This is a genomic window from Gammaproteobacteria bacterium (assembly GCA_003696665.1).
GTDB lineage: Bacteria > Pseudomonadota > Gammaproteobacteria > Enterobacterales.
On record RFGJ01000050.1, the window covers coordinates 1 to 13,838 of the forward strand.

General features: G+C 49.8%; 14 protein-coding genes. 8 read left to right on the top strand and 6 right to left on the bottom strand.

Features of this window, described 5'->3' with window-relative positions; all coding sequences use genetic code 11:
* Positions 1-1,322 (top strand): hypothetical protein (locus D6694_01485; GenBank protein RMH47726.1); only part of this gene is annotated, 1,322 nt, incomplete at its 5' end.
* Positions 1,323-1,391: 69 nt separating this feature from the next.
* Positions 1,392-2,123 carry a CvpA family protein gene (locus D6694_01490; protein ID RMH47727.1) on the top strand — a complete coding sequence of 244 codons (732 nt, stop codon included), beginning with the start codon at positions 1,392-1,394 and terminating at the stop codon, positions 2,121-2,123.
* A gap of 119 nt (positions 2,124-2,242) precedes the next feature.
* On the opposite strand, the gene D6694_01495 is transcribed toward D6694_01490, so the two are convergent.
* The gene (locus D6694_01495; protein ID RMH47728.1) at positions 2,243-2,869 is read right to left on the bottom strand and encodes a hypothetical protein; all 627 of its coding nucleotides are present in this window, start codon (positions 2,867-2,869) and stop codon (positions 2,243-2,245) included.
* On the bottom strand, positions 2,869-3,321 hold the full coding sequence (locus tag D6694_01500; GenBank protein ID RMH47729.1) for a flavodoxin: 453 nt from the start codon (positions 3,319-3,321) through the stop codon (positions 2,869-2,871). The genes D6694_01495 and D6694_01500 overlap by 1 nt, the downstream gene beginning before the upstream one ends.
* Here D6694_01500 and D6694_01505 point away from each other — a divergent pair.
* Complete coding sequence (locus D6694_01505) at positions 3,307-4,026, top strand: arylesterase (GenBank protein ID RMH47730.1); 720 nt, start codon at positions 3,307-3,309, stop codon at positions 4,024-4,026. The genes D6694_01500 and D6694_01505 overlap by 15 nt on opposite strands.
* Positions 4,027-4,066: 40 nt before the next feature.
* Here the strand turns inward: D6694_01505 and acnB are convergent, their stop codons facing one another.
* Positions 4,067-6,667, bottom strand: a complete 2,601-nt coding sequence (gene acnB / locus D6694_01510) for a bifunctional aconitate hydratase 2/2-methylisocitrate dehydratase (protein ID RMH47731.1) — start codon at positions 6,665-6,667, stop codon at positions 4,067-4,069.
* Positions 6,668-6,928: 261 nt separating this feature from the next.
* Here acnB and trxB point away from each other — a divergent pair, with 261 nt between their 5' ends.
* Positions 6,929-7,882: a thioredoxin-disulfide reductase gene (gene trxB / locus D6694_01515; GenBank protein ID RMH47732.1), complete on the top strand. Its 954-nt coding sequence runs from the start codon at positions 6,929-6,931 to the stop codon at positions 7,880-7,882.
* A gap of 45 nt (positions 7,883-7,927) precedes the next feature.
* Here the strand turns inward: trxB and D6694_01520 are convergent, their stop codons facing one another.
* Positions 7,928-8,635, bottom strand: coding sequence for a flagellar brake protein (locus D6694_01520; protein RMH47733.1), 708 nt, complete (start codon positions 8,633-8,635; stop codon positions 7,928-7,930).
* Positions 8,636-8,664: 29 nt separating this feature from the next.
* Here D6694_01520 and D6694_01525 point away from each other — a divergent pair, with 29 nt between their 5' ends.
* The 3 genes from D6694_01525 (at position 8,665) to D6694_01535 (ending at position 10,421) form a co-directional block, all read left to right on the top strand.
* Entirely contained in the window at positions 8,665-9,378 is a 714-nt protein-coding gene (locus D6694_01525; GenBank protein RMH47734.1) for a leucyl/phenylalanyl-tRNA--protein transferase, read from the top strand.
* Positions 9,342-10,118 (top strand): arginyltransferase, encoded by a 777-nt coding sequence (locus D6694_01530; GenBank protein RMH47735.1) that lies wholly within the window; start codon positions 9,342-9,344, stop codon positions 10,116-10,118. Before D6694_01525 ends, D6694_01530 begins: the two co-directional genes overlap by 37 nt.
* Positions 10,119-10,202: 84 nt before the next feature.
* Complete coding sequence (locus tag D6694_01535) at positions 10,203-10,421, top strand: translation initiation factor IF-1 (protein RMH47736.1); 219 nt, start codon at positions 10,203-10,205, stop codon at positions 10,419-10,421.
* Between the two features lie 27 nt (positions 10,422-10,448).
* On the opposite strand, the gene clpA is transcribed toward D6694_01535, so the two are convergent.
* Both clpA and clpS read right to left on the bottom strand, forming a co-directional pair.
* Entirely contained in the window at positions 10,449-12,716 is a 2,268-nt protein-coding gene (gene clpA / locus D6694_01540) for an ATP-dependent Clp protease ATP-binding subunit ClpA (GenBank protein ID RMH47737.1), read from the bottom strand.
* A gap of 146 nt (positions 12,717-12,862) precedes the next feature.
* Positions 12,863-13,198 carry an ATP-dependent Clp protease adapter ClpS gene (gene clpS, locus D6694_01545; protein RMH47749.1) on the bottom strand — a complete coding sequence of 112 codons (336 nt, stop codon included), beginning with the start codon at positions 13,196-13,198 and terminating at the stop codon, positions 12,863-12,865.
* Positions 13,199-13,426: 228 nt separating this feature from the next.
* Here clpS and D6694_01550 point away from each other — a divergent pair, with 228 nt between their 5' ends.
* The gene (locus D6694_01550) at positions 13,427-13,672 is read left to right on the top strand and encodes a hypothetical protein (GenBank protein ID RMH47738.1); all 246 of its coding nucleotides are present in this window, start codon (positions 13,427-13,429) and stop codon (positions 13,670-13,672) included.
* The last annotated feature ends 166 nt before the right edge of the window (positions 13,673-13,838 follow it).

Here is a 13,838-nt window from a genome sequence, read left to right on the forward strand (position 1 = left end):
CTGACATTGCTTGTAGTGGCGTTTTGCTCGATGAACAGACGGCGGTGACAGCAAGCCATTGTCTGTATCAAAGGGAAGGGCAAGCGCGTGCTAAGGAAGCGATGGTTTGTATTGGTCGCCAAAAGCCGTTCAATCAGCCAGGTGAGGCGTGTTTTACCAGCGACGAATTTACGATTTTTCCAACAGGCCCAGGGCAATTGTCAGGAGTGGCCACTATCCGATTGGCCGAGCCAATTCCGCTCGCTTTTCTTGACCTTGAAAAAATCACACCGATCAAGCGTGCGAAGGAACTTGAACTACTGAAAGCGCTTGCAGCGAAAGCGCAATTAGAAATCCCTGTGAAGCTCGTATCTTTCGGCAGTCGGAGTCTGTCTTATCCGACGCAGGCCAAGAAAAACGTACTCTTGTCTAGACATTTATCATGGGATCCGATTTCACATCATTGGATGGTTCGAAAATATGGCACCGCTATGTTGGACAATGATGCTGGGGCAGCATTGCTCGTCAAGCTCGCCAACCGATGGTACCTAATGGGCGTATTGGCGAGGGCACAGCCGAGCTATTTTTATACGGCGGAGCCTTTCTTTGACCCTTGCGCACCGCCGCAACCGCCTCCGCCGCAGCCAAGTATCCTGAAAACCAGCGATTATTTTTTTGTATCCTTTAATTTAGGGAAATGTCGGAGCCAAGCGTGCCGCAAGACATTTTATCGGTTTTCTGAAAAGTTTATCGACAAAGCGTACGAGCGGCGCGATATCGATTTGCTTTACCGTCTAGCCTGGCGCCACGGCGATAAAACGTCGCTTGATTCACCAGATCTAAGGCTGTTGCGTCTAGCCGCACGCTTGGGCCATGGGGAGGCGATGTATGACCTTGCGGTACTCTACGGGCAGGGACGTTTTTTACCGAAAGATCCACAACTCGCCAAGAAATGGTTTGAAAAAGCACTGGCGCATCGATCTCCAAACGCCCTGTATGATGCGGCGATGAAACAGTCTGCCCAGTTACGCACAACATATTTGACCAGCGCCGCACGCATGGGGTTTGCGCCAGCCCAAAGAGAGCTTGGAAAGTTGAATGCTGACGATCCAAAAACTTATTACCGTTGGCTGATGCGTGCGGCAAGACAAGGTGATGCGGAAGCCCAATACCTCATCGCCGAAGCATTTCTGGATGGTTATGGCGTGCGAGCTGATAATTATATTGCCCGTCAGTGGATGCGGTTTGCCGCAGGACAAGGTTTCCAGCCAGCCATCGCGTACTTGGACACTCATCCCGCACCGCTGGCGGACATCTATGATGCTGAGCTGGCCAACGAATAAAAAGTGTATATCCTGCTGTTTTACCGGTACAATTGCGGCAGAATTGTAGTGGATATTCAGTGAATTTCGATGCCAATTCTTGACTGGATAGATTATCTTATTCTTGGGCTACTGGTCGCATTTTCGGTAATTGGCTTGTTCCGCGGATTCGCGGCGGAACTTGTTGCTCTGATCGCCTGGGTGGCCGCCATCTTGGTCGCCAAAGGGTTGGCGCCGACTGTTTATTGGCAACTGGGCCGCTGGTTTGATAACGAAATGGCGCGTTGGGCGTTGGCATGGTCGATTCCATTCTTCGCGGTCATGCTCGCGGCTGCGTTGCTGAAGTATCTATTGACGCAATTGATGGAAGCCACTGGTTTGGGGGGCGTCAATCGCGTCCTTGGGGCCTTGATTGGTGGTGCCAAAGCTGTTCTGGCTGTCACCATAACTGTATTATTGCTTCGATTGACCATTGCACCGGCACCGAAACCGCTCAATGACCGAAGTGTCTTGTTACCTTATTTTGATAAATTCGCAGCGCGCCTTGTCAATCCTGTCCAAATTTATCTTGGCCCTAGACTGGAAATGCTTCAGACACGTTTAAGTTCCACAGAGGAACAGAATGGGCATTCTGTTGACCTCAAGGAACCCGTTGCCATTTTGAAGGATCTCGGTTTCAGTTCGGAAGCCATCGACTACCTTAGACAAAATCCTGAAGTGTTACGGACGACGCTCGACGAGGCACTCAAGCATAAGCCAGAAGTGGCAAGAAAATGGAATGAATGGTTGGCCCAAAACGCACATGATAAACCTCGGGGATAAACCGAGGGATGAATGCCGTCCCAGAAAAGCAATGATAGAAATTCACCAAATGTCGCATAATGTATATTATGTTAAATAGAACAAATGCCGTGATTTGGATGTACCCCCTTTCTTGGTTTTTAGTGGGAATGGCGAGCGTGTTCGTGCGGTCGGTGAATCAGTGAGTGCAGAAGCATGCCTGACATGAGCGCCTGGAACTGGGCAAATTCATCTGCCATGACGCTTTTAAGTAAGTGTTCGGTATAGAGGAAGCCAAGCCATGTGCCAGCAGCCAGCGCCATTAGTAAAGCCCATGCGGTGCGCGTGCCAAAAGCCTCTCGACAGAGCCACCATAATGCCATCGAAATCGGTAATCGATGCAGTACGACGGCCAGCGCTAGCCATAGTCCACCTTGCGCAAGATGGACTTCGGTAAATGACATGCCATCCATTGCCGCGTGCATGGCCAAACCAACGATGCCAAGGCCGAGCGTAAAAATATGCGTGGCGCGTGCAGCCTTATGAAACAGATGCTCTATCAGCCCAGGCAAACCAGCGCCAACTAAGGCTAGTCCCAGCGCCCAAATACCCAGTTGTTCAATGGTATGAGGAAGTACTTCAAAGACTAGAATCATGCCTGTGGCGAGCGTTAACGCCAATGATAGCCAATGACGAAAACGAGTGCTGCGGTTCAAACGCTCAATCAAAAATGGTGCCCCAAGGGTCACACCAGTCGCCACCAGAACCATTGCCCACGGCGTTAGCATTAGCCTGCCAGTCCGTTGTCTAGCAATTCCTTAGCCCAATTTGTGGCGAGCTTTTCCTGTTCAAATGTTTCCATAGCATCTGCCATTGCCATCGGCTTAAGTTGCGTCGCCCCAAGTTCAGAAAAAATCTGATCCATTCGCTTGCCTGCCCCACAAAAAGTATCACCATAAGAAGAGTCGCCAAGGCAGAACACCGCGTATGTTTTGTCGGATAAGTTTGGCCAGTCTCGTTCGAGTTCAAAGTACAAGATTTCAAGTTCGCTGGGTAAGTCGCCGGCACCTGTTGTTGATGTGACAATAAGCAAGGTATCGACAGACTTAACGTCATCCAAGGTGGGTTGTTCAAAAATTCTGACCTCGTGCCCTGCTTTCGCCAAGACTTCTTTGACCGCCTCAGCGCATTCCAAGGCTTTTCCGTAAACGGTACCAACAAGTATATGAATTGGTTTCATGTTAAATTACTCTGCCCTAACGGAAGAATTTGTGTGCGAGAGAGGCGGATTCTATCAAATATGAAACTAAACCCATACCATGTTTTTTTCTTCGTGTTACACCTTGCGATACTTGTCAACGCTTGCCAGCCGCAACAGTGGTCAAGCCATCCTCTGCCAGATGATGCGGTTGTTCTTGCACTTGGTGACAGTTTGACGGTCGGTGTCGGCGCAGAGGCTGAGGATAGTTATCCTAGTCAGTTGGCAGAACTGACCGGATGGCGAGTCATCTCTGAGGCCGTCTCGGGTCATAAGTCATCTGATCTGTTGTCTCGGCTAGAAAGCGCTTTAGATAGGCCTCGTATTGATTTGATTTTATTGTTAATTGGCGGCAATGACTTTCTTAAAAAACGGCCGGAGGCAGAAACGCGGCGCAATATTAGAAATATCATCCGTACCATTCAAGCGAAGCATATTCCGGTGGTGATGATAGCAGTACCGAAACCAGGCATACTGCTGCGCCCTCACCCACTGTACGAAGAAATTGCCGAGGAGCTACAGGTGCCGGTCATTAAAGATTTATTAGCGGAGCTTTTGTCTGATCCGTCATTACACAGCGACGCCGTGCACTTGAATGCTCAGGGATACCGGCGTTTGGCACAAGGTGTCGCGGAGCATTTGGTAGCGTTCGGCTTTTTACGTGAAATAAAAAATCAAGCTAGGTAGAGAAAGAGGCTGGTCCAATGTCCAGCCTCTTCTAGCGCTGTTAAGCCAGTTCGGTTTCAACCGGAATCTGCACTTTACCTGCTGCTTGCTTGTATGACTCGATCTCGTGGAAATTGAGATAGCGATAAATGTCGCTTGCCATAGTATCGATGTCTCGCATAGTCGCGAGATATTCGTCGACCGTCGGCAAGCGTCCGAGAATCGCTGCGATGGCAGCCAGTTCAGCTGACGCGAGGAAAACGTTCGCACCATCGCCCAAACGGTTCGGGAAGTTTCTTGTTGAGGTTGAAACAACGGTCGAACCCGGGGCGACGCGTGCCTGATTACCCATACACAGCGAGCAGCCGGGCATTTCCGTACGAGCACCGGCCTTGGCGTAAACGTTGTAATACCCTTCTTCCATCAATTGGTATTGATCCATTCTCGTCGGCGGCGCTATCCAGAGCCGTGTCGGAATCTGACTCGCTTTCTCAAGCAGCTTGCCTGCGGCACGGTAGTGACCAATATTGGTCATACAAGAGCCAATAAACACTTCGTCAATTTTGGTGTTGGCCACTTCGGACAAAGGTCGTACGTCATCCGGATCATTCGGGCAGGCCAATAAAGGCTCTTTAATCTCATTGAGATCGATTTCAATGACGGCTGCGTATTCTGCATCCGCATCCGCTTCAAGTAGCTGTGGATCGGCGAGCCATTCCTCCATCTTGCGAATGCGACGGGCAATGGTCCGCTTGTCACCATAGCCTTGATCGATCATCCATTTAAGCAGCGTAATATTGGACTGCAAATACTCGATGATGGGCTCTTTATCGAGCTGAATGGTACAGCCTGCCGCTGAACGCTCTGCTGTCGCATCCGATAGTTCGAACGCCTGCTCCACTTTAAGTTTGGGCAAACCTTCGATCTCGATAATACGACCCGAAAACACATTTTTCTTGCCCTGCTTTTCAACCGTCAATAGTCCTTGCTGAATTGCCGCATAAGGGATGGCATTGACCAAGTCACGTAGAGTGATACCCGGTTGCATTTCACCTTTGAAGCGGACCAGAACAGACTCAGGCATATCCAGAGGCATGACGCCGGTTGCTGCAGCAAACGCAACGAGACCCGAACCCGCGGGGAAACTAATGCCAATCGGGAAACGGGTATGCGAGTCGCCTCCGGTACCTACGGTATCAGGCAGCAGCATACGGTTCAGCCATGAGTGAATGATGCCATCACCAGGCCGTAGCGAAACCCCGCCCCGGTTCATGATAAAGTCGGGCAACGTGTGTTGCGTTTCAATGTCGACCGGCTTTGGATAAGCCGCTGTATGACAGAATGACTGCATCACCAGATCGGCCGAAAAGCCAAGACACGCAAGATCTTTAAGTTCGTCGCGCGTCATGGGCCCAGTCGTATCTTGTGAACCGACCGTCGTCATTTTGGGTTCGCAGTATTGTCCAGGACGAACACCTTCAACACCACAGGCTCGTCCGACGATCTTTTGTGCCAAAGTGTAACCTTTGCCCGTATCAGGCACTTGTGGTGGCTTGCGGAAAAGATCTGAGGGACCCAGCCCTAAGAACTCACGGGCGCGCGCTGTCAGACCTCGACCGATAATTAACGGAATACGCCCGCCAGCGCGAACTTCATCGAGAAGCACGTCGGACTTTAATTGGAATGTGGCGACCACTTCCCCGTTCTTCTCAATTTTGCCCTCGTAGGGATAAAGATCGATGACATCGCCCATTTCAAGGGAAGAGACGTCCACATTCTCGATCGGGAGTGCGCCAGAATCTTCCATGGTATTGAAGAAAATTGGCGCAATTTTTCCTGCCAAGACAAAACCACCTGCACGTTTATTTGGGACGTAAGGAATGTCTTCTCCCATGTGCCATAGTACGGAGTTTGTCGCCGACTTGCGCGATGACCCGGTCCCGACAACATCGCCCACATAAGCGAGCGGATGGCCTTTCTTTTTGAGTTCATTGATCAGGCTAATGGGCCCGACTTCCCCGGGTTTGTCTGGCGTGATGCCCTCGCGAGGCATTTTCAGCATGGCACGTGCATGTAAAGGAATGTCGGGGCGTGACCAAGCATCCGGTGCCGGTGACAAATCATCGGTATTTGTTTCGCCTGGCACTTTGAAAACGGTCAGCGTAATTTTTTCAGGGAGCGCTGGTTTGTTGGTAAACCATTCGCCTTCCGCCCAGCTCTCGATAACGGTTTGCGCGTGCGGATTGCCAGCCTTGGCTTTGTCAGCCACATCGTGGAATGCATCAAACATCAAAAGCGTGTTCTTGAGCTGCTCGGCGGCTAGCGCTGCCAACTCAGCATCATCTAACAACGCGACCAGTGTTTCAATGTTATAACCACCTAACATGGTGCCAAGCAGACGAACCGCCTCTTGTTTATCTATCAGCGGACTGGAATCTTCCCCTTTGGCAATGGCGGTTAGGAAGGCCGCCTTCACATAGGCAGCTTCATCCACACCAGGGGGCACCCGGTTGACAAACAGCTCCATCAGAAAAGACTCTTCACCGGCTGGTGGGTCTTTCAATAGTTGGACAAGTTCGTTTACCTGCGACGCGGTCAGCGGCTTGGGGGGAATACCAAGTTGAGCTCGCTCTTCGACATGTTGACGGTAACTTTCGAGCACGCCTATTACCTCTCTATTGTTGCGTTGACAGTGTCAATAAACTGGCGAATGGTGGGCGGATTATACCGAAGTGCAGGAAAAGCAACCAGTCCGAGGCGGCTAGATGGCATGGCTCCGCCATTAAAATAATCGCTTGTATCTCCAGGTGCATTTGGTTTTTCTCTTGTTCCTTAGTATTCAAACGTTGTGCGTCAGTGGCATTTGGCGTCAAATCTCGTACAATCTCTCACTAACGTACAAATTGAATTTGGGTGACAACTAATGAGCGAGATAAAACACTGCCGACTATTAATCCTTGGTTCTGGGCCGGCTGGTTACACGGCTGCAGTATATGCGGCCCGAGCCAATTTAAATCCGGTTTTGATCACTGGAATGCAACAAGGCGGTCAATTGACAACAACCACTGACGTAGAAAACTGGCCAGGAGATCCGGATGGTGTGCAAGGCCCGGAGCTGATGGAACGTATGCACAAACACGCCGAGCGCTTCGGAACCGAGATCATTTTCGACCATATTCAAAAAGCAGACCTACGGCAGCGCCCTTTTCGTTTAGAAGGCAATACCGCTATCTATACATGTGATGCGTTAATCATAGCGACGGGCGCATCGGCCAAATATTTAGGGTTGCCGTCGGAGCAGGCCTATCTTGGTCGCGGCGTCAGTGCCTGTGCAACATGCGATGGATTCTTTTATCGAAATCAAGTGGTTGCGGTGATTGGTGGAGGAAATACGGCGGTCGAAGAAGCGTTATACCTCTCAAATATCGCCAAGGAAGTGCACCTCATTCATCGACGTGATGCGTTGAGAGCCGAAAAGATACTACAGCAAAAATTACTGTCGAAAGCTGAACAAGGTAACATCGTGCTCCACTGGAATCGGGTACTGGATGAAGTGCTTGGTGATGAACAAGGGGTGACTGGCGTGCGTATTCGTTCTACCGTCGATGATACGATGGAAACCATCCCCCTACAGGGTGTATTTATCGCAATAGGACATAAACCAAATACCGATCTGTTTGAAGGTCAGCTGGAAATGGATAACGGCTATATCGTTGTGAATGCGGGACGCCGTGGGAATGCCACGGCAACAAGTATTCCAGGTGTGTTTGCGTGTGGTGACGTTGCCGATCAAGTGTATCGTCAGGCAGTCACCTCGGCTGGTTCAGGCTGTATGGCGGCTTTGGATGCGGAACGCTTCCTCGAGCACAATGGCTAGTCTCTCTAAACGGCAAGGCCAGCGGATGGCCTGCCGCACTATCATTCATATAAAGTTTAGTTCCGCCAGCAATTCCTGATAAACATAGGCATACAAAGGCGCAGCGTCTTCTTCATCTGGTGGGTGAAATTGGACGCCGAGGTAATATGGTTGTCCTGTATTTGTTTCATCAACGGCGCCAGCTGCCACCACTGTGCCACGAATGGTCAATGTATATTCGTAATGTGCGATTTTGACCGTAAAAGAAAGCGAAAGTAAGTTGCCTTTTTCGGCGAGCTCTTTTTGGCTTTCAACGCGAGCACCGATTGGACTTAAATCAGCAAGGCGAGCCACAATTGGCGCGCTTTCGGTCGTTTCATTGATCACCGTGACTTGCATGTCTGTTTCAATACGCGCGGCCCGCCGTACTTCGATGCTCTCGATTTCCTTTGGAATGGCCAAGTGTACATGTGGGTAAGGCTTGACTTTGTCTTCGAGCACCTTGGTTTCGAATGCCATGACCGAATTGAGCATAGCAAATCGAACAATGACATTTTGACCTTCCCGAAGGAACAAGGTCTTACCATCGCGATCCCTGGGAGGTGTCACAATGACACCATGGCGCGGCTCGATGCCAATCAATCGCACAACATAACGCCTAGCATCGCCTTCCCTTTGTAACTGCATGGCGATACCGATCTTCAGACCTAGCTTTTCGAAGTCCAAGCGTTCCTCCCCAGACCAGTGTACAATGAATTTGTAATTCTCTCCCAAAGGATAGCAATAATTAGGCCAAGTGCGAAATGTCTGAGCTTCTTCTCAACCTTGTCGAGAACCCGGATGATTTTCCGAATGTCAGCAAGGCGTGTCAGGCGCCAGATGGCCTGCTCGCTTTTAGCACAAAACTGTCTGAGGCGCTGGTCATCGAAGCATATCAACGTGGTATCTTTCCGTGGTATGAAGATGGCAGTCCAGTCTTATGGTGGTGTCCGAGCCAGCGTTGTGTGCTTTGGCCGAGCCATCTAAAAATTCGTCGTTCATTGAGAAAACGGTTACGTAACTCCAAATATCATTTTACGGTCAATTGCGCCTTTGAAGATGTGATTCGTTGGTGTGCTGAAATACCACGCAAGGGACAGAATGGCACATGGATCACAGAGGATATGCGAAAGGTATACATTTCTTTGCATCGAAGCGCAATCGCACATTCCATCGAGGTTTGGGAAAACGATGTTCTCATTGGCGGGCTATATGGTATCCGAATTGGAGGCATGTTTTGTGGAGAGAGTATGTTTTCTCGCCGACCAGACGCGTCAAAAATGGCGCTGGCGGTATTATGTCAACTGTCGTTGAACACAGGGGTCAGTGTCATCGACTGTCAATTGCCAACCGAGCATTTAATGTCATTAGGTGCCGTCACCATCCCTCGTTCAGAATTTATTGAATTGCTTAAAAGGGAACGTCAAAAAAGTGGTATAGAATGGCCATGTGGTCCAATCAAGTGGCAAGCACAATGAATCGTACCAATCATATCGGTCGACCGAACGAGACGATTGAAACGCTCACACCAGCCGAACCGTGCCCATATCTTTCAGATCGGTTATGGCGGCTGTCTGTTGTTGAACGTCGACATTACACACCGCGAGACTATGCAAATTATCTCGCCAACGGCTATCGTCGGTCGGGAGATTTTCTGTACCAGACTGCTTGCCCAACCTGTCAGGCCTGTATCCCCTGTCGTATATGTATTGATGACGTAAAACTGCGCCGCCGGCACAGACGAATATTAAAAAAGAATACGGAACTCAAAATAGAAGTGCGGACCCCGTTTGTCGACTTGAAACTCGTAGGGTTGTACGAGCAATACATCAGTCTCCGACATAGAGACGGCGCAATGTATCCGCCAAACATCAATCATTTTTTGGCCTTTGCCGAAAGTAGCTGGGCAACAACCCGTTTCCTATGCGGTTTCCTTAGGGGGGAACTGGTTGCGGTGGCAGTCACAGATTTGGCCGAGAGATGTCTTTCTGCTGTGTACACCTTTTTTTCACCATTCCTGCCAGAGCGCAGTCTTGGCGTATGGGCCATCTTGCAACAAATTGAACTGGCCAGAGACTTCAATGCGGAACACCTCTATCTTGGTTTTTGGCTCCGAAATTGTAAGAAAATGGCATACAAAACCAATTTCCCTGGCTGTCAATTATTTGATAGGCAAAGCGGCTGGCTCTCTGTGGATAAATTTTTGCCAAATGATTAAAAATGCGTCATCATACGGCTCTCTTGAGAATCGCGTCCCTTCGACGCGACTTAAAGGGTAAGAAAACAGAGTCCAATATTTGTTATGGCAAAAGAAGAACACATTGAGATGCAGGGCACAGTCATTGAAACGTTGCCCAATACCATGTTCCGTGTCCAGTTGGAGAATGGGCACATTGTGACAGCCCATATCTCCGGGAAGATGCGTAAACATTACATTCGCATCTTGACTGGAGATAAAGTGACTGTCCAACTCACTCCTTATGACCTTTCCAAGGGGCGAATCGTTTTCCGCTCCAGATAAGGCGACCGTAAAAACGAAGATGCCGGCTTATGCCGGCATCTTCGTTTTGTCTTGAATGTTAATAGAAAGCGCGTCGCTGTCCTTGTCGACATCGACCACAACATGCCCCCCGCGGGCTAATCGACCAAATAATAACTCATCTGCTAGGGGCCGCTTGAGGTGTTCGCGAATCACGCGAGCCATTGGGCGCGCACCCATGCGGCGATCATAACCTTTGTCCGCAAGCCATGCCCTAGCCCTCTCAGTTACCTCTAGCACGACGCTTTTTTCATCAAGTTGTGCTTGAAGCTCAACCAGGAACTTGTCAACAATGGATTGTACAACCTCAGGAGATAAATGGTTGAACCAAAGCACCGCATCAAGACGGTTCCGGAACTCGGGCGTAAAGGTCCTTTGAATCGCGTCCAGGTTTTTAACGTCGGCACGTGTTGTTGTGAATCCTATACTGCCTTTTTCTACCTCCGCTGCCCCGGCATTGGTGGTCATCACCAGAATAATGTTTCGAAAATCGGCTTTACGCCCATTGTTGTCTGTCAGAGTGCCATGATCCATGACTTGCAGAAGCAGATTGAAAACATCTGGATGCGCTTTTTCTATTTCGTCCAAAAGCAAAACGGCATGTGGTGTCTTATTGACCGCTTCGGTAAGCAAGCCGCCTTGATCGTAACCGACATAACCAGGCGGCGCCCCAATAAGTCTTGAGACTGTATGGCGCTCCATATATTCCGACATATCGAAGCGAATCAACTCAATCCCCAGACATTTAGCCAATTGTTTTGTCACCTCTGTCTTGCCGACACCTGTCGGACCTGCGAGCAGGAAAGAGCCAACCGGCTTGTCTTCCGCGCCCAAGCCAGAACGTGCCAGTTTGATACTAGCGGCTAACTGCTCGATGGCTTCGTCTTGTCCAAAGACGACGAGCTTCAGATTCCGTTCTAGGTTTTGGAGTGATTTACGGTCATCGGTGGTGACTGTTTTCGCAGGAATCCGGGCCATTGACGCAACGACCTGCTCGATTTCATGCACACCAATGGTTTTTTTTCGCTTGGTTTCTGGCTTCAGCCTTTGGCGAGCACCAGCTTCGTCAATGACATCAATTGCCTTATCAGGTAGATGCCGATCCGTAATATAACGGGCCGCTAGCTGCGCAGCCGCACGTAAGGCAGCCACGGTATAACGGACACCATGATGGGCTTCATAGCGTTTCTTGAGCCCTTTGAGGATTTGAAATGTTTCCTCAGCGGATGGCTCAACGATATCAATTTTTTGAAATCGGCGTGCCAGAGCCCGATCTTTTTCAAAAATCCCTCGATACTCCTGAAAGGTTGTGGACCCCATGCAGCGCAACTCGCCGTTGGCCAAAAGTGGCTTGATCAAGTTCGACGCGTCCATCACGCCACCTGAAGCGGCACCTGCGCCAATGATGGTATGAATTTCATCAATGAATAGGATAGAGCCTGGTTCGTCTTTCAGGCGCTTAAGCAGCGCTTTAAGCCGCTTTTCGAAATCTCCCCGATATTTCGTCCCTGCCAGCAATGCGCCCAAATCTAGACTGTACACTGTTGCATCCGCAATGACCTCGGGCACATTTCCGTCGACGATGGCTTTGGCAAGCCCCTCCGCAATGGCTGTTTTGCCAACACCCGCATCACCAACGAACAGTGGGTTGTTTTTGCGGCGGCGACAAAGTACCTGGATCGTTCGTTCAAGCTCTTGCTCACGCCCAATCAGTGGATCGATCTTCCCTTCTGCTGCCAATTCGTTCAGGTTGGTGGCATAGGCAACCAATGGATCCGTGCCCTCTTTACGCGGGGCGCCTTCATCCTGTTCTTCTTCTTGAGCATGGGTGGCTTCTTGTCCAGGCACTTTGGAGATGCCATGCGAAATATAATTGACGACGTCAAGGCGTGTGACCCGCTCTTTACTGAGAAAATAGACGGCCTGGCTTTCTTGCTCACCGAAAATGGCGACGAGAACATTGGCCCCGTTCACCTCTTTTTTGCCCGAAGATTGGACATGAAATACCGCGCGTTGTAGCACCCTCTGAAATCCGAGTGTGGGCTGTGTATCCCGATCGGGATCGTCTGGCAACAATGGTGTCGTTTCATCGACAAATTTGTTCAAATGATGACGAAGGCGTTCGATATTCGCGCCGCAAGCTCGTAGGGCATTCGCTGCCACTTCGTTATCCAGTAACGCGAGCAAAAGATGTTCCACTGTCATGAACTCATGTCTTTTCTCACGCGCTCGCTGAAACGCTTCATTTAACGTGAGTTCTAAATCTTTGCTCAACATTGCGCTACCTCGTATTGCCCTTTTGTATAGTGACGCCTGCAGACTTGGTTTGGTTTGCCTTGGCCATACCTAAACTTTAGTCGGTTCATGCGCACTTTGCCAATTGAATCTGATGTTGTCGATACCGAGCGCGGACGTTGGTCCTATCAATCGTCGCGTTCGGTCACCGCAGTCAGTGGATGTCCATTGGCACGGCTGTAATCATTGACCATGGCTGCCTTGGTTTCCGCGATATCTGGTGTAAAAATACCAGCCACGCCTCGCCCCTGATGATGTACCTCGAGCATGATACGCACAGCATCATGCTGACTTTTGCCAAAAAATTTTTGCAACACTTCGACGACAAAGTCCATTGGCGTGTAGTCATCGTTTAATAAGACAACACGGTAACGCGGAGGTTCCTGGACGATTGGATCCGCTGTTTTCGGCGTCACAAGCGTGTCATCGTGCGAAGCTTTAATAATTACGATCTCGTCATTCATTGCTGCATTCACCACAAGGGAGACAGGTGAACAGATGGGTTGTGAAAGGCGGGGTAAATTATAACAGAAAGCACCGGACGCATCAGTCGAAAGTGATTGATTGTGAAATATTACCAAAAACCGTGGTTTTTTCTTGACGACGGAATGCGGCTCTAGGGATGATTTGCGCGCCACGCCCAATCTTGGTTGCGCTGGTACAAATGAAGTTAACCAACTAGGAACTGAGCAATGGCACAGGGTACCGTTCGATGGTTCAATAACGTGAAAGGATATGGCTTTATCGAACTGGACGACAGCGGCGAAGATGTGTTCGCACACTTTTCACAAATTCAGATGGAAGGTTTTCGAACACTTAAAACCGGTCAACGCGTCGAGTTCGAACTAGTCGAGGGACCGAAAGGGCTGAGTGCACATAAGATTCAGGTCACTGAGCTCCTGCCCGTTACGGACACAAAACCACTTGAAACTGCGTGATGTGTCCAGTATCACGGATGAGGACTCACTCGTCCGTGATACACGATTCTCCGCCTATCAAGTGCGGTGTATTGACGACCAAGTATAGACTGTCAGCATTTGTTCTGTAAGGGCTTTTTCTATGGGCCTTGGAATCGCTTCTCAACCAATTGTCCCATAAGTAAAA